Source organism: Nonomuraea sp. MTCD27, from assembly GCF_041950495.1.
GTDB lineage: Bacteria > Actinomycetota > Actinomycetes > Streptosporangiales > Streptosporangiaceae > Nonomuraea.
The window spans coordinates 128,531-155,332 of the sequence record NZ_JBGNUW010000003.1 but is presented as its reverse complement, the minus strand read 5'-3'; the positions used below and the strand labels follow the sequence as shown (position 1 = coordinate 155,332).

24 protein-coding genes are annotated in these 26,802 nt (G+C 73.4%); 11 read left to right on the top strand and 13 right to left on the bottom strand.

From position 1 onward, the window contains the following. Positions 1-58 precede the first annotated feature (58 nt). Both ACBJ59_RS08835 and ACBJ59_RS08830 read left to right on the top strand, forming a co-directional pair. Complete coding sequence (locus ACBJ59_RS08835) at positions 59-2,221, top strand: AAA family ATPase (RefSeq protein ID WP_375109657.1); 2,163 nt, start codon at positions 59-61, stop codon at positions 2,219-2,221. 120 nt (positions 2,222-2,341) lie between these two features. Then, a complete protein-coding gene (locus ACBJ59_RS08830; protein WP_375109656.1) occupies positions 2,342-3,127 on the top strand; it encodes a hypothetical protein in 786 nt (261 codons plus the stop codon). A 132-nt stretch (positions 3,128-3,259) separates the two neighbouring features. On the opposite strand, the gene ACBJ59_RS08825 is transcribed toward ACBJ59_RS08830, so the two are convergent. Further along, positions 3,260-3,571: a DUF6401 family natural product biosynthesis protein gene (locus ACBJ59_RS08825; RefSeq protein WP_375109655.1), complete on the bottom strand. Its 312-nt coding sequence runs from the start codon at positions 3,569-3,571 to the stop codon at positions 3,260-3,262. Between the two features lie 40 nt (positions 3,572-3,611). Beyond that, entirely contained in the window at positions 3,612-4,766 is a 1,155-nt protein-coding gene (locus ACBJ59_RS08820) for a 4-hydroxybenzoate 3-monooxygenase (protein ID WP_375109654.1), read from the bottom strand. A 79-nt stretch (positions 4,767-4,845) separates the two neighbouring features. Here ACBJ59_RS08820 and ACBJ59_RS08815 point away from each other — a divergent pair, with 79 nt between their 5' ends. Next, complete coding sequence (locus tag ACBJ59_RS08815) at positions 4,846-5,595, top strand: IclR family transcriptional regulator (protein WP_375109653.1); 750 nt, start codon at positions 4,846-4,848, stop codon at positions 5,593-5,595. On the opposite strand, the gene ACBJ59_RS08810 is transcribed toward ACBJ59_RS08815, so the two are convergent. Beyond that, positions 5,596-7,362 (bottom strand): thiamine pyrophosphate-dependent enzyme, encoded by a 1,767-nt coding sequence (locus ACBJ59_RS08810; protein ID WP_364121770.1) that lies wholly within the window; start codon positions 7,360-7,362, stop codon positions 5,596-5,598. It abuts the gene before it with no gap. Positions 7,363-7,450: 88 nt separating this feature from the next. Between ACBJ59_RS08810 and ACBJ59_RS08805 the strand changes: the two genes are divergently transcribed. After that, positions 7,451-8,344 (top strand): SDR family oxidoreductase, encoded by an 894-nt coding sequence (locus ACBJ59_RS08805; RefSeq protein WP_375109652.1) that lies wholly within the window; start codon positions 7,451-7,453, stop codon positions 8,342-8,344. 59 nt (positions 8,345-8,403) lie between these two features. Next, a complete protein-coding gene (locus ACBJ59_RS08800) occupies positions 8,404-9,834 on the top strand; it encodes an NAD(P)/FAD-dependent oxidoreductase (RefSeq protein ID WP_375109651.1) in 1,431 nt (476 codons plus the stop codon). 3 nt (positions 9,835-9,837) lie between these two features. On the opposite strand, the gene ligD is transcribed toward ACBJ59_RS08800, so the two are convergent. Continuing rightward, positions 9,838-11,034 (bottom strand): non-homologous end-joining DNA ligase, encoded by a 1,197-nt coding sequence (gene ligD / locus ACBJ59_RS08795; protein ID WP_375109650.1) that lies wholly within the window; start codon positions 11,032-11,034, stop codon positions 9,838-9,840. An 87-nt stretch (positions 11,035-11,121) separates the two neighbouring features. Continuing rightward, the gene (locus ACBJ59_RS08790) at positions 11,122-11,871 is read right to left on the bottom strand and encodes a crotonase/enoyl-CoA hydratase family protein (protein ID WP_375109649.1); all 750 of its coding nucleotides are present in this window, start codon (positions 11,869-11,871) and stop codon (positions 11,122-11,124) included. Positions 11,872-12,024: 153 nt separating this feature from the next. Here ACBJ59_RS08790 and ACBJ59_RS08785 point away from each other — a divergent pair, with 153 nt between their 5' ends. Together ACBJ59_RS08785 and ACBJ59_RS08780 are read left to right on the top strand one after the other, a co-directional pair. Continuing rightward, positions 12,025-12,282 (top strand): hypothetical protein, encoded by a 258-nt coding sequence (locus ACBJ59_RS08785; RefSeq protein ID WP_375109648.1) that lies wholly within the window; start codon positions 12,025-12,027, stop codon positions 12,280-12,282. Beyond that, the gene (locus tag ACBJ59_RS08780) at positions 12,249-12,581 is read left to right on the top strand and encodes a hypothetical protein (RefSeq protein WP_375109647.1); all 333 of its coding nucleotides are present in this window, start codon (positions 12,249-12,251) and stop codon (positions 12,579-12,581) included. The genes ACBJ59_RS08785 and ACBJ59_RS08780 overlap by 34 nt, the downstream gene beginning before the upstream one ends. Positions 12,582-12,599: 18 nt before the next feature. Here the strand turns inward: ACBJ59_RS08780 and ACBJ59_RS08775 are convergent, their stop codons facing one another. Further along, positions 12,600-14,267, bottom strand: coding sequence for an acyl-CoA dehydrogenase family protein (locus ACBJ59_RS08775; RefSeq protein WP_375109646.1), 1,668 nt, complete (start codon positions 14,265-14,267; stop codon positions 12,600-12,602). A 31-nt stretch (positions 14,268-14,298) separates the two neighbouring features. Here ACBJ59_RS08775 and ACBJ59_RS08770 point away from each other — a divergent pair, with 31 nt between their 5' ends. Continuing rightward, entirely contained in the window at positions 14,299-15,018 is a 720-nt protein-coding gene (locus ACBJ59_RS08770) for a PaaX family transcriptional regulator C-terminal domain-containing protein (protein ID WP_375109645.1), read from the top strand. Here ACBJ59_RS08770 and ACBJ59_RS08765 read toward each other — a convergent pair. The 3 genes from ACBJ59_RS08765 to ACBJ59_RS08755 form a co-directional block, all read right to left on the bottom strand. Continuing rightward, positions 15,008-16,036, bottom strand: a complete 1,029-nt coding sequence (locus ACBJ59_RS08765; RefSeq protein WP_375109644.1) for a hypothetical protein — start codon at positions 16,034-16,036, stop codon at positions 15,008-15,010. The two genes, ACBJ59_RS08770 and ACBJ59_RS08765, sit on opposite strands and share 11 nt — an antisense overlap. A gap of 63 nt (positions 16,037-16,099) precedes the next feature. Further along, on the bottom strand, positions 16,100-17,497 hold the full coding sequence (locus ACBJ59_RS08760; protein WP_375109643.1) for a glutamate--cysteine ligase: 1,398 nt from the start codon (positions 17,495-17,497) through the stop codon (positions 16,100-16,102). Between the two features lie 35 nt (positions 17,498-17,532). Next, a complete protein-coding gene (locus ACBJ59_RS08755) occupies positions 17,533-18,243 on the bottom strand; it encodes an SDR family oxidoreductase (protein WP_375109642.1) in 711 nt (236 codons plus the stop codon). A 101-nt stretch (positions 18,244-18,344) separates the two neighbouring features. Between ACBJ59_RS08755 and ACBJ59_RS08750 the strand changes: the two genes are divergently transcribed. Both ACBJ59_RS08750 and ACBJ59_RS08745 read left to right on the top strand, forming a co-directional pair. Continuing rightward, a complete protein-coding gene (locus tag ACBJ59_RS08750) occupies positions 18,345-19,175 on the top strand; it encodes a helix-turn-helix transcriptional regulator (RefSeq protein ID WP_375109641.1) in 831 nt (276 codons plus the stop codon). A gap of 1 nt (position 19,176) precedes the next feature. Continuing rightward, positions 19,177-20,223 (top strand): zinc-dependent alcohol dehydrogenase family protein, encoded by a 1,047-nt coding sequence (locus tag ACBJ59_RS08745; protein WP_375109640.1) that lies wholly within the window; start codon positions 19,177-19,179, stop codon positions 20,221-20,223. Here the strand turns inward: ACBJ59_RS08745 and ACBJ59_RS08740 are convergent. Next, on the bottom strand, positions 20,192-20,680 hold the full coding sequence (locus ACBJ59_RS08740; RefSeq protein ID WP_375109639.1) for a carboxymuconolactone decarboxylase family protein: 489 nt from the start codon (positions 20,678-20,680) through the stop codon (positions 20,192-20,194). The genes ACBJ59_RS08745 and ACBJ59_RS08740 overlap by 32 nt on opposite strands. A gap of 170 nt (positions 20,681-20,850) precedes the next feature. Here ACBJ59_RS08740 and ACBJ59_RS08735 point away from each other — a divergent pair, with 170 nt between their 5' ends. Further along, a complete protein-coding gene (locus ACBJ59_RS08735) occupies positions 20,851-21,456 on the top strand; it encodes a response regulator transcription factor (protein ID WP_364122083.1) in 606 nt (201 codons plus the stop codon). On the opposite strand, the gene ACBJ59_RS08730 is transcribed toward ACBJ59_RS08735, so the two are convergent. From ACBJ59_RS08730 to ACBJ59_RS08720, 3 genes are read right to left on the bottom strand one after another with little or no spacing between them, the layout of a single operon-like run. Continuing rightward, positions 21,442-23,433: a prolyl oligopeptidase family protein gene (locus ACBJ59_RS08730; protein WP_375109638.1), complete on the bottom strand. Its 1,992-nt coding sequence runs from the start codon at positions 23,431-23,433 to the stop codon at positions 21,442-21,444. The genes ACBJ59_RS08735 and ACBJ59_RS08730 overlap by 15 nt on opposite strands. Next, the gene (locus ACBJ59_RS08725; RefSeq protein ID WP_375109637.1) at positions 23,430-25,124 is read right to left on the bottom strand and encodes an ABC transporter ATP-binding protein; all 1,695 of its coding nucleotides are present in this window, start codon (positions 25,122-25,124) and stop codon (positions 23,430-23,432) included. Before ACBJ59_RS08725 ends, ACBJ59_RS08730 begins: the two co-directional genes overlap by 4 nt. Then, complete coding sequence (locus ACBJ59_RS08720) at positions 25,121-26,785, bottom strand: ABC transporter ATP-binding protein (protein WP_375109636.1); 1,665 nt, start codon at positions 26,783-26,785, stop codon at positions 25,121-25,123. The genes ACBJ59_RS08725 and ACBJ59_RS08720 overlap by 4 nt, the downstream gene beginning before the upstream one ends. Between the last annotated feature and the right edge of the window lie 17 nt (positions 26,786-26,802).

The window sequence follows — 26,802 nt, the reverse complement described above, 5'->3', positions numbered from 1 at the left end:
CGGCCGTGGAACGCGGTGTCACGCCAACCAGTCGAGGGGGCGTGACGCCGGGGGAGAGATGACCGACGAGAACGGGGTGTTGATCAGGCTGGCCGGGTGCTTCTCGGTCGAGCGCAACGGGGTGCCGTACCCGCGGGGAGCGGTGGGCGGCAAGGCGAGGAGGCTGTTGAAACTGCTCGCGGCCGAGCGGAACGGGACGCTGGCCGCGGATCGCGTCGCTGAGGAGCTGTGGCCCGGGGGCGGGCCGAAGCGGCCGGTGCAGAACGTCGCGACGCTGGTCAGCCGGTTGCGCGGGGCGCTGGGGAGCGGCATCGTGACCGGCGGGCGCACCGGCTACCGTCTGGGCCGGCCGCCCGGCGTGCGGGTCGATCTGGACCTGGCGGCCGGGCTCCTCGGCGAGGCCGAGGGGTGCCTGGCCGCCGGGGAGCCGGTGCTGGCGGGCTCCGCGGCCGGGCGGGCGCTGGAGCTGCTGCACGACGGCGTGGTGCTGGCCTGCGAGCCGGACGCGCGGTGGGTGGCGGCGGTCAGGGAGGAGGCGGCGGGGCTCGTAAGGCGGGCCCGGCACGCGGCCGCCGGCGCCGGACTGCACGGGGCCGGGTTGCACGGAGCCGGACCGCACGGGGCCGGACCGCACGGGGCCGGGGTGAATGGTGCCATGTTCGAGAAGGCGCGGCGGGTGGCCGAGGCGGCGGTGCGGGCGGATCCGTTCGACGAGGTGGCGTACCGGCTGCTGATGCGGGCGCATGTGGCGGCGGGCGAGCCGGCGAAGGCGCTGCTGGCGTACGAGCGGCTGCGGCACCGCCTGGCGGCGGAGCTGGGCACGGACCCGGCGGCCGAGACGCGGGCCGTGCACGTGGCCATCCTGCGCGAGGAGCCGCCGGCCGGAGCCGCCCCGAGCCTGGCCCCGGTCACGGGGGCGGCTGCCCTGCGCCGGCAGTCGGCCCCGGGGGCGACCGCCCTGCGGCGGAGACCGGCCACCGGAGCGGTTCCCCGCCAGGAACCAGCCGCTGGAGCCGTCTCCCGTCAGGGGATGGCGGCCGGTGCCGTTCCCCGCCAGGAGACGGCCGGGCCCGTCCCCCGGACGGAGGCGACGGCCGCGATCATCCCCCATCCGGAGGCGGCGCGTGGCCGGGCCGGTCCGTGGGAGGCGCCCCTACGGGTGGCCGGGCCGGGGGCGGTGCTCGCCGGGCGGGACGAGGAGCTGGCGCGGATCTCGGGGGCGTGGTCGCGGGCGGTGTCGGGGTGCACCGGGTTGCTGCTGATCGCCGGGGAGGCGGGCGTCGGGAAGTCGCGGCTGGCCGTCGAGGCGGAGCGGATGGCGGGGGCGGCGGGCGGGATCGTGCTGCGGGCCCGCTGCCACGAGATCGAGCGGGCGTTGTTCCTGCAGCCCGTCGTGGACGCGCTGCGCCCGCGCATCGTCCACCTGGCGGGGAACGTGCTGAAGGACCTGGTGGGCGGCTGGGCCACGGCCCTGGAGTCGCTGGTGCGGGGGCGGGCCCTGGAGCGCAGGTACGCGTACGAGGCGGTGTCGGCGTTCCTGCGCGCGCTGGCCGCCCGCGAGCCGGTGCTCCTGGTGCTGGAGGACCTGCACGCCGCCGGGTCGGCCACCGTGGAGCTCGTGCACTACCTGGCCAGGCGCTTGTCGGGGGTCCGGCTGCTGGTCGTCGCCACGGCGCTCACCGGCGAGGACGGGGCCGTCGACGCCCTGGCCGGGGTGGCGGAGGTGGTGCGGCCGGGGCCGCTGCCGCTCGCGGCGGTCCGGGAGCTGGCGGGGGACGCGCGGCTGGCGGAGGAGGTGTTCCGGCGGACCCGGGGGGAGCCGCAGCTCGTGACCGCCCTGCTGGACGGGCCGCCGCCGGGTGAGGAGGTGCCGTTGGCGGTGCGGGCGATCGTGCTCGGCCGCCTGCGCGGGCTGCGCGAGCCGGTGCGGCGGGTGTTGCGGGCGGCCAGCGTGCTGGGCGGGGCGTTCGATCCCGTGCTGCTCGGCGAGCTGCTCGGGCTGCCGCCGCACGAGGTGGCGGGCCACTGCGAGCGGGCGCTCGGACGGGGGCTGCTGGTGGTGCGCGGCAGCGCGTACGAGTTCGCGAACGCCCTCATCCGCGAGGCCCTCTACGCCACCACCCCGGCCCCCACCCGCCTGGCCTACCAGCACCCGGCACCCCGCCCGCTGAGCCCGCCCCAGCCCCCGCCCGATGTCCCCGCCCGGCGCACGGCGGGGTGAGTCGATCGCCCACCTCATGCAGGGGATATGTAGCCATCTGCGAACTTTTGGTGGCGCTGCGTGTATATCCCGTTTCACTCCGGGTAGCGCCGATGCATTGGCTCCTCGGAGGAGGAAACCGTGGACATCGACATAGGCCAAGGCATTTCTGACGCCTGGCGGAATATCGCGACGTTCGTTCCGAAGCTGGTCGGATTCCTGGTGATTCTCGTCATCGGGTGGATCGTGGCCAAGGTGCTGGAGAAGATCGTCGACAAGGTGCTCGAACGCGTCGGCTTCGACCGGGCGGTGGAGCGCAGCGGCGTGCGGCACTGGCTGGAACGCAGCAAGTACGACGCCAGCAGCCTGATCGCCAAGATCGTCTTCTATGCGATCCTGCTGATCACCCTGCAGATAGCCTTCAACGTCTTCGGGCCCAACCCGGTCTCGGCGTTGCTGGCCGGCGTGGTGGCCTGGCTGCCCAAGGCCCTCGTGGCCATCGTGATCATCGTGGTGGCCGGTGCCGTGGCCAAGGGTGTCAAGGACATCCTGGCCGGGATGCTCGGCGGGCTGTCGTACGGCCGCTGGCTGGCGACCGCGGCGGCGGTGTTCATCTGGGCGCTGGGCATCATCGCCGCGCTCAACCAGATCGGCGTGGCCACGACCGTCACCACGCCGGTGCTGATCACGGTGCTCGCCACCATCGGGGCGATCGCCGCGATCGGCTTCGGTGGCGGGCTCATCCGGCCGATGCAGCAGCGCTGGGAGCGCTGGCTGGGCCGGATCGAGCAGGAGGCCCCGCAGGCCAGGGCGCATGCGGAGGCGTACCAGAGGGGGCGTGAGGACGCCCGCTCGATGACGGAGGAGACGGCGCCGATCCGGACGACCCAGGGTGGGGCGCACCGCTCCGACCTGCCTCCCGGCTGACTGCGCCGAAAAACCGCGCCTCCTGGTGCCCCGGGTCCTGCCCGGGGCACCCGCCGTTCCGCCCTCAGGCCGGACGGGAGGCGGGGTCGGGCCGGGCGGGCCAGATGAGCGGCACGCCGGGGCTCGGACGGGTCAGGCCGGGTGGCCGTCCTCCAGGAGGCCCAGTTCGCGGGTCAGCCAGCACACCGCCGTCAGCCGCAGCGACGGCGCGTCCGGCTCGCCGCTGAAGGCCCAGCCCCGGTGCCGGAGCTCGTCCAGGAAGCCCAGCAGGTAGTCGCCCAGCGTCTCCCGGTCCAGCGGGATCGCGTCACGCAGCACCGCCGCGTGCTGGTCGACCGCAGCGACCAGTCCCGGGTCTGCGCCCATCCGGGCGAGCTGGGCGTCGCCCAGGGCGTTCATCAACCAGCGCAGGGGCGAAACCGCCCAACCCTCCTCGAAAACCACCAACTAACTTTAAAGCATCTCCCAAGGTCAGCGGCCCTTTTCACGGCAGGCCCACGTAGTTCTCCGCCAGCGTCGTGGCCGCCGCCTCGGACGACGTCACGTAGTCCAGGTACGACAGCTGCAGCCGCCGCGCGTACGGGTCGTCCTCCTCGAACGTGTGCAGCAGCGTCGTCATCCACCACGAGAAGTGCTGCGCCCGCCACACCCGCTTCAGGCACGCCTCCGAGTAGCCGTCGAGCAGCTCGGCCGAGCCGTCCCGGAAGTACGCGGCCAGCGCCCCGGTGAGCACGCGCACGTCGGCCACGGCCAGGTTGAGGCCCTTGGCGCCGGTGGGCGGCACGATGTGGGCGGCGTCCCCGGCCAGGTAGAGCCGGCCGTACTGCATCGGCTCGGTCACGAACGCCCGCATCGGCGTGATGCCCCGCTCCGTGATCTCGCCGGTGGCCAGCTCGAAGCCGGGCACCGTCTCCAGCCGCTCCTTCAGCTCCACCCAGATGCGCTCGTCCGGCCAGTCCTCCATCCGGGCGTCGGCGGGAACTTGCAGGTAGAAGCGGCTGACGGTGGGCGAGCGCATGCTGTGCAGGGCGAAGCCGCGCTCGGTCCTGGCGTAGATCAGCTCCTCCGAGGACGGCGCCACCCGAGCCAGGATGCCGAGCCAGGCGAAGGGATATTCCCGCTCGAAGACGCTCAGGACACCCTCGGGAACGGACGGCCGGGACACGCCGTGGAAGCCGTCGCAGCCGGCGATCACGTCGCAGTCGAGCCGCTCGCCGCCGAACGTCACGTACGGCTCGGACTCCAGCGAGTGCACCGCCACGTCCTCGACCTCGAAGCGCACGTCACCGCCCGCCGCGAGCCGGGCCGCGATCAGGTCCTTGACCACCTCCTGCTGCCCGTACACGGTGATGGCCCGGCCCGGCACGAGCTTCTCGAACGGGATGCGGTGGCCCGCTCCCCCGTACCTGAGCTCGATGCCGTGGTGCGGCAGCCCCTCGCGCGACATCCGCTCGCCGACGCCGGCCTCGACCAGCGTGTCCACCGTGCCCTGCTCCAGCACCCCGGCCCGGACCCGGCGCTCGACGTACTCCCTGCTGCGCTTCTCCAGCACCACGGAGGAGATGCCGCGCAGGTGGAGCAGGTGGGACAGGAGCAGACCAGCGGGGCCGGCCCCGATGATCCCGACTTGAGTTCGCATGAGCGAAGCATCCAGCCTCGACCGGGATTCCGCCGAGGGGCGGCTTCCACTGGATGGAAGATTGATGCAGGATTGGCCCATGTCAGGTGGATCGCGCGAGCCCGGGCGCTCGGTGACGTCCAAGGTGCTGGCCCTCCTCGGCGCGTTCGACGCGGCACACCCGCAGCTCACGCTGACCGAGCTGGCCCGGCGCAGCGGGGTGCCGCTGAGCACGGCGCACCGGCTGGTCGGCGAGCTGGAGGAGTGGCAGGCGCTGAGCCGCGCCCCCGACGGGCGGCTGCGGGTGGGGCTGCGGCTGTGGGAGCTGGGCCAGCTCGCCCCCAACCGGCTGCAGGAGCTGGCGCACCCGTGGCTGCAGGAGCTGTTCGGCTCCACGGGCGAGAACGTGCACCTGGCCGTCCGGGACGGGCTCGAGGTGCTGTACGTGGACAAGGTGTACGGCCGGCGGGCGGTGCCCATCGTGTCCAGGATCGGGGCCCGGCTGCCGATGCATCCGACGGGCGTGGGCAAGGCGCTGCTGGCGTACGAGCCGGACTGGTTCGTCAAGTCCTACCTGGCGCGCAAGCTCGAACGCCCGACCCCGCACACGATCACCGAGCCGGGCCGGCTGGCCAGGGAGCTGGCCGTGGTGCGGGCGCAGGGGCACGCGCTGACGTACGAGGAGATGACGCCCGGCTCGTGCTCGGCGGCGGCTCCGATCCTGGTGGACGGCCGGCCCGTGGCGGCGCTGGGCATCGTGCTGTCCTCCCGGCGCGCCCGCGAGCTGCCCCGGCTGGTGGAGCCGCTGCGCGCGGCGGCCGCCGGCATCGCCCGGGCCTGCGCCGCGTGATCAGTCGCCCATCTTCTGGATGCGGTCCTTGAACAGGGTGGTGGCGATGGCCGCCTTGTGCGGCTGCCCCTTGAGGAACGCCTGCGCGAAGCTCTTGGCCTGGTCGTAGGAGACCTTGCCGGGCATGGGCGGCTCGTTCGGGTTGACGTCCACGTCCACCAGCGCGGGCCCGTCGTGCGACAGTGCCTGCCCGATCGCGTGGGCCACGTCCTCCGACTTGGTGACCTTGGCCCCGAACCCGCCGCACGACCTGGCCCAAGCCGAGAAGTCGGCCTCGGGCGAGGCGTAGCGCACGCCGTGCTCCGGGTAGCCGAGCACCATCTGCTCCCACAGGATCTGGCCGAGGGAGTTGTTGTTGTTGATGACCACCTTGATCGGCAGCCGGTGCTGCACCGCGGTGAGGAACTCGGCCATCAGCATCGAGAAGCCGCCGTCGCCGACGTACGCGATGACCTGGCGGCCGGGGAAGGCGTGCTGCATGGCGATGGCGTACGGCAGGCCCGGCGCCATCGTGGCCAGCGTGCCGGACAGGTAGAACTCGCGCCCGCCGCGGATCGTCCAGTGCCGGGCGGCCCAGGTGGCGATGGTGCCGCTGTCGCAGGTCATGATGGCGTCGTCGGTCGCGAGCTCGTCGATGATGGACATGACGTACTGCGGGGCGATGGGGTGCCGGTCGGGGTTCTCCAGCGCCTCCATGTCGGCGCGCCACTTCGCCATCATCTTCTGATATTTCGCCAGATGAGCGTTCCCGTCCCGGGGAGACAGCAGCGGCAGCAGCGCCTGCAGCCCCTCCTTCGCGTCGCACACCACCGGCACGTCGGTCGCGATCCGCGCCCCCGCCCTGGTCGGATCGGCCTCGAACTGCACCACCCGCGTGTCGCGCACCTCCGGCAGGAACTTGGAGTAGGGGAAGTTCGTGCCCACCATGAACAGCACGTCGGCCTCGTCCATCAGCTCCTCGCTCGGCCGGGTGCCGAGCAGCCCGAGCCCGCCCGTCGTGTACGGGGAGTCGTCGGGGACCACGGCCTTGCCCGGCAGCGTCTTGACCACGGGCGCCCCGAGCGCCTCGGCCACGGCCAGCACCTCCTGCCTGGCGTGCAGCGCCCCCTGCCCGACCAGCATGGCGGGACGCTCGGCCCGGTTGAGCACCTCGGCGGCCCATTCGACGTCCTCCTGCCGGGGGATGCCGGGCGGCTGGAGGTAGACGGGCGCGGTCTGGGGCGCGCGCGCCGGGGCCACGTGCTTGTACGGGTCCGCCCCCGCCTCGGCCACCTGGACGTCGTTGGGCAGCGTGAGGTGGGAGACCCCGCGGCGCGCGTAGGCCGTCCTGATCGCCAGGTCCACCAGCGAGGGGAGCTGGGCCGGGTTGGTGATCATCATGTTGTACTCGGCCACGTCGGCGAACAGCTTGTCCAGGTGCACCTCCTGCTGGTAGCCGGTGCCCAGCACGGACGTCTCCTGCATGCCGGTGATGGCCAGCACGGGCACGTGGTCGAGCTTGGCGTCGTACAGGCCGTTGAGCAGGTGGATGCCGCCGGGGCCCGAGGTGGCCAGGCACACGCCGATCCGTCCGGTGGCCTTGGCGTAGCCGGTGGCCATGAAGGCCGCGGCCTCCTCGTGGTGGACGAGGACGAAGCGCACCCGGTCACGGTGCCGCCGCAGCCCCTCCATGATGCCGTTGATGCCGTCGCCCGGCAGGCCGAAGACGGTGTCGACGCCCCATGCCGCGAGCCGTTCGATCAGGGATTCGGATGCGATTCGAGCCATGTGAGCGGCCCTACCCCGCTCGGCCGCCCGCAGACGCCGGGATGAGATTCATTGACATTTCTCGAAATTGACGGGTAGGGGACCCCACATGCGCATTCTGGTCACGGGAGCCACCGGCACGCTGGGCGGGGCACTGGTGCCCGCCCTGCTCAAGGCGGGCCACGAGGTGCGGGCATTGAGCCGTACCAAGCGGGAGGACCGCGGGAACGTCGAGTGGATGTGGGGCGACCTCATCTCGGGTGCCGGCGTCAAGGAGGCCGTGGACGGCGTGGACGCGATCGCCCACCTGGCCACCAGCGGCCGGCGGGGGCGCGGCGCCGTGGACGTGCCCGGCACCCGTACGCTGCTCATCCTCGCCCGCGCGGCCCGGGTTCCGCACGTGCTGTTGACCTCGATGGTCGGCGCCGACCGCGCGGTCCACGGCTATCTCAAGGACAAGCTGGAGGCCGAGCGCCTGGTCACCGAGAGCGGCCTGGACTGGACGATCCTCCGCGCCACCCCGTTCCACCAGTGGCTGCACCGCCGTCTGCGCGACTTCGCGGCGCTGCCCGTGCTGCCCGTGGACCGCTCGCTGCCCTGGCAGCCGGTGCACACGGGCGAGGTCGCCACGCGGGCCGCCGCGCTGCTGAGCGCGGGCCCGGCCGGGCGGGAGATCGAGTTCGGCGGGCCCGAGGTGATCGACACCGGCGAGCTGGTCAGGACGTGGCTGCGCGCCTCCAGGCTGCGCCGCCCCTGCCTGCCCGTACGCTATCCCGGCCGCCTGTACGCGGCCCAGCGCGCGGGCGACCTGACCACGGACGCCGTGCCCAAGGGCGAGATCAGCTGGCACGACTATCTCCTCCCGCCGCAGCCGATCCTGTCGGACGACTTCGCCTCCGAGCACACCGCCTCGCCCACGAGCCCCGCCACGCAGCCCGAGCAGGATCCTGACCTGCACGTATACGGCGGCGACGAGGGCTACGAACGCCCGACACGAAGCTAGCCCGGCATCCCGTTTCATTACACTTCGCCGACTTGTTGGTCCTGACCTGTTACTAGACAATGTGTTCGGTGAACAAAGGCATCCCGCTGACCAAGGACTTCGCCAACGGCGGCGTCTCCTTCTGGTACCGGCAGATCGGCCTGCCCGCGCGGCGGCCGGCGCTGCCCGGGCCGCGTGACTACGACGTCGCCATCGTCGGCGGCGGCTACACCGGCCTGTGGACCGCTTACTACCTCAAGCAGGCCGACCCCGGCCTGCGGGTCGCGATCCTGGAGCGGGAGTTCGCCGGGTTCGGCGCGTCGGGGCGCAACGGCGGGTGGCTGTCGGCCGAGTTCGCCGGCTCGCGCAAGCGGCACGCGAAGGCGCGCGGGCGGCAGGCCATGATCGATCTGCAGCACGCGATGTTCCGGTCGGTCGACGAGGTCATCGAGGTGGCCCGCGCCGAGGGCATCGACGCCGACCTGCACAAGGGCGGGCTGATCCACGTCGCCACCAACCCGGCCCAGCGGCGGCGGCTGCGCGCCGGGGTGGCCGACCTGCGGGCCTGGGGATACGGCGCCGACGACGTGCGGCTGCTGGAGCGCGACGAGCAGCGCGAGCGGGTGCAGGTGGCGGGGGCGCTGGAGGCGTCGTACTCGCCGCACTGCGCCCGCATCCAGCCCGCCAAGCTGGCCGTCGGGCTGGCCGGGGTGGTGGCCCGGATGGGCGTGGACATCTTCGAGGACACCACCGTGACCGAGATCCTGCCCCGGCGGGACGGCGGGAAGGCGTCGGCGGTGACCACGCGGGGCATCGTCTCGGCCGACTACGTCATCCGCGCCACCGAGGGCTTCACCGCGAGCCTGGCCGGGCAGCACCGGCAGTGGCTGCCGATGAACAGCTCCATGATCATCACCGAGCCGCTGCCCTCCGAGGTGTGGAAGCACATCGGCTGGCAGGGCAACGAGCTGCTGGAGGACGAGGCGCACGCCTATGTCTACGCGCAGCGGACGGCCGACGACCGGATCGCGATCGGCGGGCGGGGGGTGCCGTACCGGTTCGGGTCGCGTACCGACCGCAGGGGGGCCACCCAGCCGCAGACGGTCGAGCTGCTGTGGCGGATGCTGGTCAAGCTGTTCCCCGCCGCGGCCGACGTCCGCGTCGAGCACGCCTGGTGCGGGGTGCTGGGGGTGCCGCGCGACTGGTGCTCGACCGTGCACCTGGACCATGCCAGCGGCCTCGGCTGGGCGGGCGGCTATGTCGGCAGCGGCGTCACCACCACGAACCTGGCCGGCCGCACGCTGCGCGACCTGGTGCTGCGCCGGGAGACCCCGCTGACGAGGCTGCCGTGGGTGGGCCGGCAGGTGCGGCAGTGGGAGCCGGAGCCGCTGCGGTGGGCCGGGGTGCAGCTCATCTACGCGCTGTTCAGGGCCGCCGACCGGCACGAGAACGAGCGCGGCACCGCCACCTCGGCCTATGCCCGCCTGGGGAACCTGATCTCGGGCCGCTGACTCCTAGCCGGGGCCCGCGCCGCGCCACGGATCGTAGTCGACCTCGAGCGGCTCCTGCGGGGGCCGCTCCGCCTCCGGGACGTGCTGCAGGTTGACCCGGATGCGATACCACACGCTGCTGCGCCCCCGCATGCCGTCGACCAGCACGTCGGCGGGCTCCAGGCGGGCCGCGACGTCGGGGTGGCGGGCCTTCCAGCGCTCGAACCCCGCCATCGCCTCGTCCTTGTGCTCCGCCCTGGCGATCTCGATCACCGGCATCGTCTGCTGCCTGCGCCCGCTGCCCTTGGGCGGCTTGGGCGCGGGCCCGAGCTCCTCGGCCAGCTCCAGCAGCCCGTCGAGCGAGCCCGGGTGCAAGTCCATGTCCTCCCACGGGTCGCCGAGCTCGGCCAGCCGCTTCGGCACGGTGTCGACGGTGAACGTCTCGGGCCGGCAGCCGGGCACCTCGTCCCAGGTCAGCGGCGTGGACACGCGGGCGTCCCGCACCGCGCGCACGGAGTAGGCGGAGGCCACCGTGCGGTCGTAGGCATTCTGGTTGAAGTCCACGAACACGCCGTGCCGCTCCTCCTTCCACCAGCGGCTGGTGGCCAGGTCGGGCGCGCGCCGCTCGACCTCGCGCGCCACCGTCTCGGCCGCCTTGCGCACCTTCGCGAACGGCCAGCGCCGCTCGATCCGGGCGTAGACATGGAAACCGCGCGACCCGGACGTCTTGGGCCACGCGACGAGCCCGTGGTCGGCCAGCACCTCCCGCGCCACCTGCGCGGTGCGCAGCACGTCGGCCCACTCCACGCCCGGCACCGGGTCGAGGTCGATGCGCAGCTCGTCGGGCCTGGCCAGGTCGTCGGAGCGCACCGGGTGGGGGTTGAGGTCGACGCAGCCCAGGTTGACCACCCACAGCAGCTGCGCCAGGTCGGTGCACACCACCTCTTCGGCGCTGAGCCCCGAGCGGTATTTCAGCTCGGCCACCTCGATCCAGTCGGGCCGCTTGGCCGGGGCGCGCTTCTGGAAGAACGCCTCCTGCTCGATGCCGTGCACGAACCGCTTGAGCACCATCGGCCGCCCGTGCACGCCGCGCAGCGCCGCCTCCCCCACGCTCTGGTAGAACCGGATCAGGTCGAGCTTGGTGTGACCGGACTGCGGGAAGATCACCTTGTCGGGGCTGGTGATGCGGACCTCGCGCCCGGCGACCTCGATGTCAGGCATAGGGTCACGATACGCGCGCCGACCGACAACCTCCGGGAGGCGGAACGGCCCCGCGCGACCGGACCCCGCGGGCCGCGGCCGGTGCGGTCAGCGGTCGCCGAAGGTGCCGTGGCGGCCGGCGCCCGCGGCGAAGCGGGCGGCGCCCTCGGAGGCGTCCGGCAGGGAGACCAGGCCGTGCCGCAGCTCGTTCCGCATCGCCTCCTCCTCCGCCAGGCCGTCCTGCTCCAGCACCGACAGCCGGTCACCGCGCAGGCACGCCTGCGGGAACCGCGCGATCTCCCGGGCCAGCTCCTCGGCGTGCTGCCGGGCGGTCCCGGTGGGGACGAGCCGGTTGGCCAGCCCCATCTCGTACGCCTCCGGCCCCGCGACGGGCCGCCCCGTGAGGATCAGGTCCATCGCCCGGGACGAGCCGATGAGCCGCGGCAGCCGTACGGTGCCGCCGTCGATCAGCGGCACCCCCCACCGCCGGCAGAACACCCCGAACACCGCGTCCTCCTCGGCCACCCGCAGATCGCACCAGAGGGCCAGCTCCAGCCCGCCCGCGACGGCGTGCCCGGCCACGGCGGCGATGACCGGCTTGCCCAGGCGCAGCCGGGTGGGCCCCATCGGCCCGTCGCCCTCCTCGCCGACGTGGTTGTCGAGCGCCTTGAGGTCGGCGCCGGCGCAGAACGTGCCGCCCTCGCCCCACAGCACCGCCACGTCGGCGTCGGAGTCGTCGAAGTCACGGAACGCGTCCGTCAGCGCGTCGGCGGTCTTGCGATCGACGGCGTTGCGCGCCTCCGGCCTGCTGATCACCACGGTGGTGACGGGACCCTGGCGTTCCACGCGTACGGTCATGCGACCCTCCTCGGGGGGAAGTGCGGGTTTCTCCTCGGGGACGTGCCGAGCGTACGCTCCCGGTCGGGCCGCGGCCAGCGGCCGGTCTTGTCGTTCACTCCTGCTATAGATTGCGCCGTCGTCTCAGATCTCACGGACCAGGACGGTGTTCCGGTGGACGCTTGGGGTTACCTCAGCAACGCGGACCGGCGGGAGTTCGCCCGGCTCGACGCGGCCTACGAGGCCGGCAAGCCCATGGGCGACGAGCACGACGAGGTGTTCGGTTTATGGGCGCACGAGAGGTTCTGCACGGTCCCGGCGGACGAGCGGCGCCGCCGGATGCTCCGGCAGGTGCTGGACAACGCGCCCGCCTGGTCCAGGAACGGGGTCGGCGGGCTGTGGCGCACCACCGGGTCCGCCGCGACGCCCTGACCCGGCTGCTGCCCCGCCTGTCCATCGCCGGCCGGTGCACGCTCACCGACCGTTTCCTCGTGGTCCGCGGCGACCTGCGCACCTACAAGATCCACCTGGGCTCGGGCAACATCCTCATGGAGCCCAACGACGCCTATCTGTGCATCGTCCCCGGCGGCGCCGGCGACCAGGTCTTCCTGCCGTTCGAGGAGGACGGCGGCATGTTGTCGATCGTCCTGTCGAAGGCGTTCCTGCTGGCCGCCGACACGGAGATCACCGACCCGTCGATCACCCGGCAGATCGGCGGAGCTGGGCGGTGATGCTCGGATGGCCACTCTCTAGAAGCTGACGGCGCCCTCCAGCAGCTCGTCGAACGGCACCTCCGCCGTACGGTCGATGCCGCGCAGCGGGCCGTGGTCCACGAGGTGCGCCTCGGCGTACAGGCGGGCCACGAGGGCCTTGCGCCCGTCGTCGAGCCCCCAGGCGGCCTGGTCCTCCAGCAGCGCGGCGGCGTACACGTCGGCCATGAACTGCGCCAGCGGGTAGAGCCGCTCCTCGGCCACCGAGCGCTCCAGCGCGGACCACGCCTCGATCGCCTTGGCCAGGTCGTCGATCCGCGCCCGCACCAGGTCGGAGGTGGCCAGGGCGCGCAGGCGGTCGAGGAAGGGCAGGTGGGCCTGCTCCTTGAGCATGGCGCGCCGCACGTCGAGGCAGAGGATGTTGTCGCCGCCCTCCCAGATCGGGTTGACCTGGGCGTCGCGCAGCAGCCGGGCCACCGGCCACTGCTCGATGTAGCCGTTGCCGCCGTGCACCTCGATCGCGTCGCTCGCCGCGGTCACGCCGAGCCGGGCGGCGCGCAGCTTGATCAGGGCGGGCGCGAGGCGCAGCCGGGGCCCGGCGAGCCCGTCGAACACCATCGCCTGCGCGGCCTCGACCTCCACGATCAGCTCGGCCAGCTTGCGGCGCATCAGCGGCTGCTCGATGAGCGGCCGGCCGAACGCCTCGCGCGCCCTGGCGTAGCAGATCGACTCCACCAGCGCCCGCCTGGCCACGCCGACACCCATCATGGCCACGCCGAGCCGGGAGGCGTTGGTGAGCTTCATCATCGTCCCGAGCCCCGAGCCGGAGCCCGCGCCCGCCAGCAGGAACGCCTCCGCCTCGGTGAACTCGACCTCCGCCGACGCGACCGACCTGGTGCCGAGCTTGTCCTTGAGCCGCCGGATGCGCACCCCGTTGCGGCTGCCGTCGCGCCGCTCCCACAGCACCAGGAACGGGGCCACGGCGCCGTCCGGCAGCCTGGCCAGCACCACGAAGGCGGACCCGTTGGCGTTGGAGGCGAACCACTTGAACCCGGACACCCGCCACGACTCCCCGTCGGGCTCGGCCTGGGTCTCCAGCGCCGCCAGGTCGGAGCCGCCGGTCCGCTCGGTGAACATCTGAGCGGCCTCGCCCGAGTAGTAGCCGTCGGCGAAGATCTCCCGCACCCGTTCGAGCACGTCCGGCGGCGCGTGCTTCTCGGCGAGCGAGACCACCATGTCCCCGCCCGTGCCGAGCGCACAGCCCATCCCGATGTCGGCCTGATCGAGCAGGTACGTCCACGCCGCGGCCAGCGCGGACGGATCCGCCCCGTGCGCGCGGGCCTGCTCGGCGAACGACGGGGAGGTGAAGTTGTTGTCCATCAGCGCCCGCCGGGCGGTGTGGAACGACGGCGGCATGACGACCTGGCTGACGTCCCTGCCCCACTTGTCGTACTTCTCCAGCCGGGGTGGGTTGCGGTCGGTCTCCTCGGCGCACTCGGCGACGAGGCCACCGGTCAGCTCGCCCAGCCTGTCCAGGTACGGCTCCGCCCAGGCGAGGCCCTCCTCCCCCAGGTGCCGCCGCATGAGCAGGCGCAGCGTGGGGTCGCAGCGCCACCAGTTCCGCCCGGCCGCGCCCTGGTAGCGCTCGGTGGCGTAGCGGTCGCTGCGGTCGCCGCGGTCGAAAGCTTCGATGAGATACCGGCCCATACTCGCGAGTGTTACATATACTCGACACGCGATGGAAGAGCGTAACAATACCTTGAGCGCCCGATCGGCGGTCCTGAGCGCGCTGCTCGGCAGCCACCCGCCCCGCCTGTCGGCCCGCCACCTGGTGCGCATCGGGGCCCTGTTCGGCATCGCGGAGGGCACGGTCAGGGTGGCGCTGTCGCGCATGGTGGCGGCCGGCGACCTGCTGCCGGCGGACGGCCAGTACACGTTGTCGGAGCGGCTCGTCGAGCGCCAGGCCAGGCAGGACGAGAGCCGCGACCCGCACACGAGGCCGTGGGACGGCACGTGGGAGGTGGCCGTGGTAACGGCCGAGCGGCGCGCGCCCGCCGACCGGGCCGCGTTCCGGCACGCGATGGGCGCGCTGCGCCTGGCCGAGCTGCGCGAGGGCACCTGGCTGCGGCCGGCGAACCTGGTGCGCGCGCTGCCCGAGATCGTCACCGCGCAGTGCACGCTGATCGACGGCCACCCGCGACGCGACCCCACTCCCCTGCTGTGGGACCTCGACGGCTGGGCCGCCGAGGCCGGCGCGCTGGAGCGGGCCCTCGACCGGGCCGAGGGGCTGGCCGAGGGCTTCCTCGTCTCGGCCGCGGTGCTGCGCCACCTGCTGGCCGACCCGCTGCTGCCCGAGGAGCTGCTACCGGCCGGGTGGCCGGGCGCGCGGTTGCGCGCCCGCTACGACGACTTCGACCGCCGCTACCGCGAGGTCCTGCAGCGGCATCTCAGAGGCTGACGCCGAAGACCGCCCGCTTGCCCCTGAACTCGGTGACGCTCCACAGCTTGCCACCCTGCACGGTCAGGTCCTCCGGCCCGATCGGGAACGGCCGGATCGCCGGCTCGCCGCCCTGGTAGACCAGCAGCCTGCCGTTGGCGGCGGCGCCGGCGGACTGGCTCAGATACCACGTGCCACCGTGCGAGGTCGCCCCCTGGATCTTGGCGTGGCCCATGACGAACGCGTCGACGGGCTCGCCCCCGGCCAGGTCGAGATCCCAGCGCCCGACCCAGCCGTCGGTCTTCTTGTCCTGGTATTCGCCCGTGATCAGCCGCGGCGTCCCGCCGCTGCGGTCGATCGAGACGAACGAGAAGTGCGGCCCGGCCTTGGCCACCTTCCAGAAGTCGGTCTGCGGGATGACGTAGCGGTAGCCGAAGGCGTGCAGTTTGCCGCCGTGGCGCCCGACCCGCTTGGCCTCGCCCAGGTCGTTCTGGGCGGTGCGCAGGTCGAGCAGGTTGTTCAGGTCGAAGACGCGCAGGCCGCGCTTGGTGTCGGCGACGTAGAGCAGGTCGCCGTAGCAGGCGATGCCGCCGGCGTGGATGTCGATCGGCGCGTACGACCCGTCCGGCGCGGCCACCACGAGCAGCGCGTGCTGGTATTTCAGCGACGTGGGGCTCAGGAACGACACCCTGATCCCCCGCTCGCCGGCCTCCGGCTTGAAGTACCAGCTCACGATGAACGCCGGCACGCCGATGTTGCCCGAGTCGTCGCTGCCGGTGAGGCCCTGCGGGTACCAGTCGGGGGTGTCCTGGTCCTTGTCGTCGAAGGCGTACCACTCGGCCGGTTTCGGGCGCATCGCGCCCATCGCCCCGGCGGCGCCCTTCCTCCTGGCGACTCTGTTGGCCCCCGCCAGCACCGCTTCGACGGCGGTGCTGCCGACCTCGCCCGCCAGCTTGGCCGCCCCCTCCGCCAGGTCACCCGTCGCCCGAACCAGGGCATAAGGGGCTTTATCGGTGGGAACCATCCCCGAAGCCGCCATATCTCCCTCACCTTTTCCGTCTCTTGACCAGTTTGACGGATCGGGGACGGCCAAGGTTGGCGATCACTTCCACAAATGCACGGGCAACCCCGACAACGCCAGTTCGCGGTAGCGCCGCACGAGCCGGCGCCGGTCCCCGCCGAAGCGCGCCAGCGCCTCCCGCTGCCACACCGAGCCGGTGCGCCGCGTCCGCGTCCGCTGCGCGATCACGCCCAGCGCGCGGTCGGCGTCGTGCGGCGCCACCCCCGCGCCGAGCAGCCCTTCGCGCGCCTCGGGCAGCAGGGTGAGCACCAGCTCGGCGGCCTCGAACTCGCCCTCGCTGCCGGGCCAGGAGAGCTTGGCGTCCAGCCCGTGCATGGCCGCGTGGTAGAAGTTCTGGTACGCCGTGGCGAACCGGTAGCCGGTCAGGTCCCGCTCGGCCTGCGACAACGTGAGCCCGAGCAGGAAGGCGGTGTTCGCCGCCATGTCCGCGCACGATGGCCCCGCGGGCAGCGCGCGCATCTCGATCCGCAGGTGGCCACCGTCCACCGGGTCGTAGACGGGGCGGTTCCACTGCCAGATCGTGCCCTGGTGCAGGCGCAGCTCCGGCACCTCGTGCGGCTCCGCCCCCTCCGTCAGATCGGGCACCACGGGGTCGTAGTCGCGTACGTACCGCTCGAACAGCTCGTACGCCCCCTCCCGCACCCAGTCCGAGCCGAACGTCACCCGCCCGTCCCGCCGCTCGCGCCGCTGCACGTCCCGGTCGTCGGCGGCCTCCTCCATCAGCGCGATGCGCGTCTCCTCCCACAGCTCCCGCCCCAGGAAGAACGGTGAGTTGCCGCACGCCGCCAGCACCGGCCCGATGGCGAGCTGGGCGGCGTTGAACAGCCGGGCGAAGCGCTCCGGCGGCGTGCGGATGTGCACCTGCCAGGAGGTGTTGGCGCTCTCGAGGATCACGTCCTCCACCGAGAGCTCCAGATCGTCGATCTTGACCAGGAACGGCTCCAGCCGCAGCCGCCTGATCCCCCTGCTCATGGCCCGGTAACGGTTCTGGTCGCTCATCGCGCCCAGCGTGAAGTCCTCGGTGTCGAGCGTGGGCAGGATGCCGATGGGCAGCGCGCCCCCGCCCTCGACCGCCCCGTCCACCTTGGTGATCGTCTCCTGCACCTCGTCGCTCATCACCTCGAAGGGCGTGCCCTCCAGGGGTATGGGGGTCAGGTTCACCTCGATGTTGTAGCGCCCCAGCTCCAGCACGACTCGGGGGTCGTCCAGCGCCTCCTGCACCTGGCTGTTGTGCGGCAGCGGCCGCCCCTCCTCGTCGATCAGGAACAGCTCCAGCTCGGCCCCGATCGTAGCCGGGCCCTGGCCGAAGCCGGGGGTATCGAGCAGCCCGCGCAGCACGGCGAGCTGCTCCTGGATGCGTTCCCCGAAGCGGACGTACTCCGCCTCAGTAAATCGCTCTTTATCCAGATCTCTTCCCATCACCACCCTCTGTCCGATTTACCAGCATTGACACCTCACCAGCGGATACTGCCGGCATCCTCCAGATAGGCCCCGGTGGGACCGTCGGCGCCGAGCGTCGCCAGCCGTACGGCGATGGCCGCGCCCTGCTCGGCCGTGCGGAACCCGGTGCGCTCGTTGAGGTCGGTGGCGCAGTAGCCGGGGTTGGCCGCGTTCACCTTGATCGGGGTGCCCGCCAGCTCCTTGGCGTAGCAGACGGTGATCATGTTGAGCGCGGTCTTGGAGGAGTTGTACGGCAGGTGGTTGAACGCCCCGAACGGGCTCTCCGGGTCGCTCGCCATGGCCAGCGAGCCGAGCTCGCTCGACATGTTCACGATCCGGCCGGCCTCCGACTCGCGCAGCAGCGGCAGCATGGCGTTGGTCACGGTGACGACGCCGAACACGTTGGTCTCGTAGACCTGCCTGACCAGCGCGGCCGTGGTGGCGCTGGGCTGCAGGGGGGCGAAGCCGCCGGTGATCCCGGCGTTGTTGACCAGGATGTCGAGCCGGCCGTACGCGCCGTCGATCCACTTCGCGGCGGCGGCCACGCTGTCCTCGTCGGTCACGTCGATCCGCACGTACGGCTGCCCGAGCCGCTCGGCGGCGGCCCGGCCGCGCTCCTCGTCGCGCGCCCCGACGATCGCGGTGACACCCTGCTCGGCCAGCAGCCGCGCGATCTCGTAGCCGATGCCCTTGTTGGCGCCCGTGATGAGCGCGATCTTCGTCATGCCTCCACGTTCGCCGAGGTCAACGCGGTTCGGGAGAGACCTGGAGAGGCTGGGATCGGCAGTACCACCCACGCGATGCCTCCGTCGCCGAGGATGGAGGCATGAACCGCGACGAACTCGCCACATTCCTCCGTGCCAGGCGCGCCCGGGTCACCCCGGCGGACATGGGCCTGCCGGGCGGCGGGAGCCGCCGCACGCCCGGCCTGCGCAGGCAGGAGGTCGCGCAGCTCGCGGGCATGTCGATCGACTACTACATCCGGCTGGAGCAGGGGCGCGGCCCGCACCCGTCGCGGCAGGTGCTGAACGCGCTGGCCAGGGCGCTCATGCTGAGCCAGGACGAGCGCACGCACCTGTTCCAGCTCGCGGGCCAGCCGCTGGACCCGCCGCGGATCAGGGAGGACGTGCCCGGGAGCCTGCTGCACCTGATCGCGTACCTGGAGGAGGTGCCGGCGTACGTCCTGGACGCCCGCTACGACCTGCGCGCCTGGAACCCCATGGCCGCCGCCATCATGGGCGACCTGGACACCCTGCCGCCCGAGCGGCGCAACGTCATCCGCTGGGTCTTCATGTCCCCCGACATCGCCGATTTCTTCGACCACGACGAGAAGGGCCGCTTCGCCCGCGCCTCCGTGGCCGACCTGCGGATCGCCGCCGGCCGCTATCCCGAGGACCGCGCCCTCCAGGCGCTGGTGACGGAGATGCTCGCGCTCAGCCCCCAGTTCGCCGAGCTGTGGGCCAGGCACGAGGTCGAGGTGCGCAGGGAGCAGCGCAAGCGGATCAATCACCCGGTGGTCGGCCCGATCGACACGATCTGCCAGGTCATGCCGGTGCCCGACCGCGATGACCTGCGCCTTGTGCTCTACACCACCGAACCGGGCTCACCCTCGCACCAGGCCTTGCGCGAGCTGCGGCAGTTGACCCTAAGCTCATGAGATGAAAGCGGTTGCCTTTGACATCTTCGGTGGCGAGCTCGACGTCCGCGAGCTGCCAGACCCGTCTCCCGCCCCGCACGGAGCGGTGATCAGAGTCGAGGCGACGGGATTGTGCCGGTCCGACTGGCACGGCTGGCAAGGACACGATCCCGACATCAAGATCCTGCCCCACGTTCCGGGCCACGAGCTGGCGGGCGTGGTGGAGGCGGTCGGCCCCGACGTGCGGGGCTGGGCGCCCGGGGCGCGCGTGACCGTCCCGTTCATCTGCGCCTGCGGCACCTGCCCGTCCTGCGCCACCGGCGAGCAGCAGGTCTGCGAGCGGCAGACGCAGCCGGGCTTCACCCACTGGGGCTCGTTCGCCGAGTACGTCGCCATCGACCACGCCGACGTCAACCTGGTCGCCGTCCCCGAGGACATGGCCTACGCCACCGCGGCCGGTCTCGGCTGCCGCTTCGCCACCGCCTTCCGCGCCGTGGCCCAGGTGGGCCAGGTGCGCCCGGGGGAATGGGTGGCCGTGCACGGGTGCGGCGGCGTGGGCCTGTCCGCCGTGATGATCGCGACGGCCGCCGGGGCGCGGGTCGTGGCCGTGGACATCAGCACCGACGCCCTGCACCTGGCCGAGCGGGCCGGGGCCACGCACTTCGTCAACGGCTCCGCGGGCGACGCGGCGGCCCAGGTCAGGGAGCTGACCAGGGGCGGCGCGCACGTGTCGATCGACGCGCTGGGCAGCCCGCAGACGTGCGCCGCCGCCATCGAGAGCCTGCGCCGCCGGGGCCGGCACGTCCAGGTGGGGCTGCTGCCGGGCGGTCCGACGCCGGTGCCGATGGACCGGGTGATCGGCCACGAGCTGCGGCTGCTGGGCAGCCACGGCATGGCCGCGCACGCCTACCCGCCGATGCTGGAGATGATCAGGGCCGGGATCCTGCACCCCGACCAGCTCGTCACCCGCACGATCGGGCTCGCGGACACGGGCAAGGCGCTGGCCTCGATCGGCTCGGTGCCGGGCGTCACGATCATCACTCCTCGATCTGCACCCGGAGCGTTCTGAGCACCAGCGCCAGCATGCCGTAGTGGGCCACCAGCATGACCAGCTCGATCCTGCCCACCTCGTCGTAGCGGTCGCACAGGGCCGCCCACGTCGCGTCGGTGAGGTCGCCGGCGTAGTGGAGGTCGTCGGCCACCTGGAGCACGAGCTGGTCCTCGACCGACCAGAGGGCGTCCGGGTGGCGCACCGACTCGATCTCCTGGCCGGTGAGCCCAGCCTCGCGGGCGATGCGGGCGTGCTGGGCCCACTCGTAGGCGCTGTCGCTGTGATAGGCGGTGCGCAGGATGGCCAGCTCCCGGTCCCGGGCGGGCAGCGTGCCGTTCAGCAGCGCGCCACCGAAGCGCAGCCATGCCCGGTACAGGTCGGGGTGGCGGGCGAGGGTGGCGAACACGTTGTACGGATGGGCCTTCGTGAAGTCGTCCCACTCTTCGGGGGGAAGTGGCCGCACGCGGGGGTTCATGGTCGTCAGCATCCCTCACAAAACCGGGCGCTTGATAGGGCACATCGACATCAGCCGAATTCTGCACGTTATTTGCCGCATATCTAGAAGGACTTTTCACAATTGGGTCAATACGGCAGGATAAGGGGGCCCGCAGACGTTGCAAGCCTGGTCGACCGCAAGGACGCATGGTGATTCGAACGTTGCTCGCAGAGGACATGCACCTGGTACGAGGGGCGCTCGTGGCGCTGCTGGCCTATGAGGACGACATCGAGGTCGTGGCCGAGGTGGAGCGGGGAGACCGCATCCTCGCCGCGGCCAGCGCCTGCCGTCCCGACGTGGCGGTGATCGACATCGCCCTCCCCGGCAAGGACGGGCTCGCCGCCGCCGGCGAGCTGCACAAGGAGTTACCCGGGTGCGGGGTGCTCATCCTGACCGGCGTCGGCACGCCCGGGCTGCTCAAGCGGGCGCTCGACGTGCACGTGCGCGGGTTCATGGCCAAGGACGCGCCGCCCGGCCGGCTGGCGGACGGGATCCGGAGGGTCGCCGACGGCGAGCGGGTCATCGACTCGGAGCTGGCGATCGCGGCCATGCGACCGGCCGACGCGCCGCTGACGCCGCGCGAGCTGGACGTGATCGGCGCCGCGGCGGACGGGGCGTCGATCGGGGAGATCGCGGCCTCGCTCTACCTGGCCGAGGGCACGGTGCGGAACTACCTGTCCAGGACCGCGGCCAAGCTGGGGGCGCGCAGCCGGATCGACGCCGTCCGCATCGCCAGGGAGTCAGGCTGGATCTGAGCCCGTGTGGGCCGCCAGGAAGGCCAGCACGTCGGCGGCCCGCCCGACGGACCTGCTGACCGCCCGCGCGCCGTGGCCCACGTCCGGCTCGTACCTGAGCAGGACCGGCCGGTCCCCGCCCGTCGCCCACTGCAGGGCGGCGCACATCTTGCGGGCGTGCATCGGGTCCACGCGCGTGTCGGCCGCCGAGACGGTGAACAGCGTCGCCGGGTAGTCCGTGCCCTTGCCGACGTGGTGGTAGGGCGAGTAGCCGAGCAGCCAGCCGAGGTGCTCGGGGTCCTCGGGGTCGCCGTACTCGCCGGTCCAGGACGGGCCCAGGCCGCTGAGGTGGAAGCGGGCCATGTCGAGCAGCCCCGCCGAGCACACCGCGGCGGCGAACAGGTCGGGCCGCTGGGTGACGGCGGCGCCGACGAGCAGGCCGCCGTTCGACTCGCCCCAGATGCCGAGCCGGTCCGGCGTCGTCCAGCCGTCGGCGATCAGCTTCTCGGCGGCGGCCACGAAGTCGTCGAACACGTTCTGCTTGCGCTCCAGCATGCCGTCCCGGTGCCACGCCTCCCCCTCCTCGCCGCCGCCGCGCAGGTTCGCGATGGCCAGCACGCCGCCCGCCTCGACCCAGGCCAGGGAGTCGGCGGCGTAGCCGGGCATGAGGGGGATGCCGAAGCCGCCGTACCCGCTGAGGATCGTCGGGCGCGGGCCGCCGTCCGAGGGGCGGGCCACGACGACCATGCGCACGGGGGTGCCGTCGGCGGAGGCGTACTCGATGTGCCGGCTGCTCACGGCGGGCAGCGTGACGCGGCCGGGCGCGGCGGCCCAGAGCGTGGCGGCCTCGGTGCGGGCGTCGTAGCGCCAGATCTCGGCGGGGGTGACCGCGTCGGTGTAGGCGAACCACGCCTCGTGGCCGCCCTCGGGGCGCGAGGTGAGCGAGGCGACCGTGCCGCTGCCGGGCAGCGGCACGGTGCCCAGCCGCTCGCCGGTACGGGAGTGGTGCACGGCGATCTCGCCGACCGCGTGCTGCGTCCTCGACACGAGCAGCCGGTCCCCGTCGAGCACCGTGAACGCGCCCAGCACCGCCTCCCGGTCCTCCGGGACGAGCTCGCGCCACACTCCGGGCTCCCCGGGGTCGGCGACGCAGAGCCGGCGCCGGGGCGCGTCGCGATCCGTGAGGAGGTACAGGCGGCCGTCGCAGGCCACCGCCCCGGCCGTCCGGGCATGCGACCCGTCCTGTACGGGGCGGAGCCTCGGGACCGCCGGATCCCCCTTGGACAGGTCGGCCAGCCAGAGCGAGCCGCCCGACGCGGTGCCCGCGGAGACCGTCAGCCACCGGCCGTCGGGGCTGATCTGCACGCCGTACGACACCGGGCCCCTGGTGAAGACCGGGATGTCGTCCCCCCGCACGCCCACCCGGTGCAGCAGCACGCCCTGGCGGAAGCGCACGTAGTAGAACGCCTCGCCGCCCGGCAGCCAGGCGACCGCCGAATAACGGCAGCCGCCGATGGGTCCGTCGACGACGGCCCCCGAGCCGACCTCCCGCACGTACAGGTCCGCCCGCTCGTCCCCGCTCCGCGAGATCTGGTACGCCAGGCGCCGGCCCTCCAGGTCGGGCTGCCAGTCGTCCAGCGTCGTCAGCCCCGTGGGGTCCAGCTCCATGGGGTCCAGCACGACGCGGTCGTCGCAGCAGAGCACCGGGTGCTCCTGGGAGGTGGACTGGCGCAGGTGGAAGCGCCTGCGGCCGCGCCACACCGGCGTGGTCACCAGGCCCGTCTCCCCCAGCTCGGTCAGCCGGGCCAGGAACCGCTCCCGATGGGCCAGCCTGGCGGCGCTGTCGTGCCACAGCCGGTCCTGCGCCGCCAGCCAGGCGCGCGTGCGGGGGTCGGCGGGGTCCTCCAGCCAGCGGTACGGGTCGTCGATCGGGTGGCCGTGGCGGTGGTCGGTGATGGGGAGGCGTTCGGCGGGCGGATAGCTGTCTGGAAATTTCATGACACGGGCTCCGGGTGCCAGTGGCCGGCCAGGTCGGCGTACAGGGGGGATCGCCTGACCAGCTCGTCGTGGGTGCCGAGGGTGATCTGGGGGCCGTTCATGAGCAGGACGCGGCGGGCGCGCAGGGCGGAGGAGAGACGGTGGGCGACCACGATGAGCGTGCCGCCCCGCCTGGCGAACGCGTCCTCGGCTCTGGCCTCGGCGGCGGGGTCGAGGTGGCAGGTGGCCTCGTCCAGGACGGCGAGGGGGGCGGGGGCGAGGTAGGCGCGGACGAGGGCGATGAGCTGCCGCTGCCCGGCCGACAGGACGCGGGGCTCGACCACCGCCGCGTACCCGCCCAGCCCGGCCACCAGCCCGGTGGCCCCGACCGCTTCGACGGCCGCCTCCACCCGGGCCCGCCCGGCGTCGCGGGCGTGGTAGGCGAGGTTCTCCAGCAGCGTGCCGCGGAACACGTACGCCTCCTGGGGGATCAGCACGCGGGCGGCCGGGTCGAGCCGGCCGGCGGGCACGCCCCCGACCAGCACCTCCCCCTCGCCGGGCCGCAGCAGGCCGCTGACCAGAGCGGCGAGCGTGGACTTGCCCGCGCCGCTGGGGCCCACGACCGCCAGGTGGTCGCCCTCGGGAACGGTGAGGTCCAGGCCCTCGACGATGGGGGCCGAGCGGGGGCCGTAGGCGAAGGTGACGGCGTCGAACCGCACGTCCGAGGTGAGGGGCCGGATGCGCGGGGCGGGCGGCGGGGCGGGCGGGGCCATGGCCAGGATGCGGCCGAGCGAGGCGGCGAGCCGGACGCCGCTGACGCCGAGCCCCTGCACGAGGCCGCCGAGCGCCGGGGCCAGGGACTGGGTGACGTACGCGAGGGTGCCGACGATCACGCCGGGGCCGAGCCCGCTGTCGAGCAGCCAGGGCGTGCCGGCCAGCACGAGGACGACGGGCAGCCAGCCGCCGACGGCGAGCGCGGCGGTGCGGACGGCGGTCACCCCGGCGAGCGCGCGGGCGGCGGCGGCCTGCGCCGCGACCTTCCGGTCCAGCCGCCCGGCCACGCGCTCCCGCAGGCCGCACGCCTCGATGTCGCGCAGCCCGCCCGCCATGTCGGTCATCGCCTCGGCGAGGTGCTCGTCGGCCACGAGGAAGGCGCGCTGCCGCCGGCCCAGCGCGGGCAGCGACGCCAGGAACAGCCCGAGCCCGGCCAGGAACGGCGGCAGCACCAGCACGATCGTCTCCGGGGCCAGCGTCAGCAGCCCCAGAACGACGCTGACCAGCGTGAACACGAACCCGCGCACGGTGGTCACCACCGCCGCGAACGCGTCCCTGGCCAGCTCGACCTGCAGCCCGGCCCTGGCCACGGCGGCGCTGTCCCGGCCTGCGCCCGGCTCCTGGCGCAGGGCCCCTTCGACGACGTGCGCGAGGAGGTCGTCCCTGAACGGCTCCGCGACCGCCGCGACGGCCAGCACGACCTGCCGCGCGGCCACCGCCCCGGCCAGCCACGTGAGGCCGAGCGCCGCCAGCCAGCCGAGCCCGACCAGCGGCTCGGCCGGGGCGAACCCGTCCTCGATGGCGCGGGCGACGGCGTGCCCGATGAGGAACGCGGGCGCCGCCTCCACCACCGACCAGAGCCCCAGCCTGACGAGCTGCCCCGGCTCCCGCCGCAGCGCCCGCCAGAACATCGCTCGTCCGCCCTCCGGCGCGTTCATGTCGCGTCCCCCTGGAAGACCGCCCGGTAGGCCGGGTCCTGCCACAGCACGTGGTGCGGCCCGCACGCGCGCACGGTCCCGTCCTCCAGCCAGACGACCTGGTCGGCACGGGCGGCGGTGGCGAGCCGGTGGGCCGCGATCAGGCGGGTGCGGCCGTGGTGGTCGGTGGTGAGTGCCCGGCCGACCTGGCGCTCGGTCACGGTGTCGAGGCTGGAGGTGGCGTCGTCGAGCACCAGCAGCCGCTCCCCCTGGGCGAAGGCCCTGGCCAGGCCGATCCGCTGCCGCTCGCCGCCGGACATGGGCGCGTCCCTGAGCGGGGTGGCGTAGCCGAGGGGCAGCCGGCGCACGAACGCGTCCGCGCACGCGGCCCCGGCCGCCTCGGCCACACGGCCGGGCACGGGGTCCGGGGCGATGGCGTCGCCGATCGTCTCGCCGACCAGTACCGGGCGTTCGAAGGCGTACCCGATGGCCCGTCGCAGCTCCTCGCCCGTCAGCTCCTCCAGCGGGACCCCGTCGAGCAGGACGGTCCCGCGCTCGGGGTCGGTCAGCCGGCCCGCCATGGCGGCAAGGAGCGACTTGCCCGCCCCCGACCGCCCCACCACGGCGGTCACCGAGCCGCCGGGGAGCGTGAGGTCGCCGACGGCCAGGCCGTTCGCGGCGACGTCCCGGAACTCGACCGTCCCGGGTCCGGGCGGGAGCGTGCGAGTGCCGTGCGCGACCGGCGTCAGGTCGAGGACCGCGGACACGCGCTCGGCGGCGGCGCGCGCCCTGGCCAGGCCGCTGACGTGGCCGAGCGCCGTGCTGAGCGCCGCCCCGAGCACGGCGTAGCGGGCGGCCGCGTACAGCTCGCCGATCGTGAGGTCGCCGGCGGCGAGCATGAAACCGCCCACGGCCAGCACGGCGACCTCCAGCAGCGGCACGACCAGGCCCGAGCGCACGGCGGCCGAGGCGTTGGCCCGCCACAGCTCCATCCCGTGCGCGCGCAGCCCCGGCAGCGGCGCCAGCACGCGTCCCGCCTCCTGCGCGGCGGTGCCGGCGGCGGCGATCGTGCGCGCGCCGTCCATGGCGTCCACGAGGCGGGCGGCGATCTCGCCCTGCACCTCCTGGTAGCCGCCGGCGATGGCGGTCGTCGTGCGCAGGAAGCCCCGCAGGACCAGGACGATGACGACGATGCCCGCCCCGAGCGTCAGCGTCAGGACGGGGGCGATGAGGGTGAGGGCGACCAGCGCGCCCGCCGTGGGCACGAGCAGCGCGAGCGCGCTGGTCACCGTCTCCGGCGCGCGGCCGACCTCCTCGGCGTTCAGGCCGGCTCGGGTGACGAGCTCGCCTTCGGGGAAGCGGCGGGTGGCCGCGGGCCCGGTGCCGAGCACGTGCCGCAGCAGGCCGGAGCGGAGCGTGGCGGCGGCGTGGGCGCCGCTGGCGCCGCGCGCCCAGACGCCGAGGCTCTCGCAGAGCATGACGGCGGCGACCGCGCAGGCGCAGAGGGCGAGCCAGGGGGTGCCGCCCGCCTGGCGGGCGACGAGGGCGTCGACGGTGCGGCCGATGAGGTACGGGATGGCCAGCTCGCCGGCCGCCCCCATGATCGCCGTGACGGCCAGCACGGCGGGCCAGGGGCCCCCGCGCCGTACCGCGCCGATCACGAGCCGGTCACCTGCCCGCACGCCGCGCCCTCCTCCGT

Coding starts and splice junctions, on each gene's coding strand:
- ACBJ59_RS08730 (WP_375109638.1), bottom strand. CDS start 23,433: ATGAAATTTCCAGACAGCTATCCGCCCGCCGAACGCCTCCCCATCACC.
- ACBJ59_RS08810 (WP_364121770.1), bottom strand. CDS start 7,362: ATGGCTCGAATCGCATCCGAATCCCTGATCGAACGGCTCGCGGCATGG.
- ACBJ59_RS08815 (WP_375109653.1), top strand. CDS start 4,846: ATGTCAGGTGGATCGCGCGAGCCCGGGCGCTCGGTGACGTCCAAGGTG.
- ACBJ59_RS08760 (WP_375109643.1), bottom strand. CDS start 17,497: ATGGGAAGAGATCTGGATAAAGAGCGATTTACTGAGGCGGAGTACGTC.
- ligD (WP_375109650.1), bottom strand. CDS start 11,034: ATGCCTGACATCGAGGTCGCCGGGCGCGAGGTCCGCATCACCAGCCCC.
- ACBJ59_RS08770 (WP_375109645.1), top strand. CDS start 14,299: ATGGAAGAGCGTAACAATACCTTGAGCGCCCGATCGGCGGTCCTGAGC.
- ACBJ59_RS08750 (WP_375109641.1), top strand. CDS start 18,345: ATGAACCGCGACGAACTCGCCACATTCCTCCGTGCCAGGCGCGCCCGG.
- ACBJ59_RS08765 (WP_375109644.1), bottom strand. CDS start 16,036: ATGGCGGCTTCGGGGATGGTTCCCACCGATAAAGCCCCTTATGCCCTG.
- ACBJ59_RS08835 (WP_375109657.1), top strand. CDS start 59: ATGACCGACGAGAACGGGGTGTTGATCAGGCTGGCCGGGTGCTTCTCG.
- ACBJ59_RS08740 (WP_375109639.1), bottom strand. CDS start 20,680: ATGAACCCCCGCGTGCGGCCACTTCCCCCCGAAGAGTGGGACGACTTC.
- ACBJ59_RS08800 (WP_375109651.1), top strand. CDS start 8,404: ATGTGTTCGGTGAACAAAGGCATCCCGCTGACCAAGGACTTCGCCAAC.
- ACBJ59_RS08805 (WP_375109652.1), top strand. CDS start 7,451: ATGCGCATTCTGGTCACGGGAGCCACCGGCACGCTGGGCGGGGCACTG.
- ACBJ59_RS08790 (WP_375109649.1), bottom strand. CDS start 11,871: ATGACCGTACGCGTGGAACGCCAGGGTCCCGTCACCACCGTGGTGATC.
- ACBJ59_RS08745 (WP_375109640.1), top strand. CDS start 19,177: ATGAAAGCGGTTGCCTTTGACATCTTCGGTGGCGAGCTCGACGTCCGC.
- ACBJ59_RS08725 (WP_375109637.1), bottom strand. CDS start 25,124: ATGAACGCGCCGGAGGGCGGACGAGCGATGTTCTGGCGGGCGCTGCGG.
- ACBJ59_RS08775 (WP_375109646.1), bottom strand. CDS start 14,267: ATGGGCCGGTATCTCATCGAAGCTTTCGACCGCGGCGACCGCAGCGAC.
- ACBJ59_RS08820 (WP_375109654.1), bottom strand. CDS start 4,766: ATGCGAACTCAAGTCGGGATCATCGGGGCCGGCCCCGCTGGTCTGCTC.
- ACBJ59_RS08755 (WP_375109642.1), bottom strand. CDS start 18,243: ATGACGAAGATCGCGCTCATCACGGGCGCCAACAAGGGCATCGGCTAC.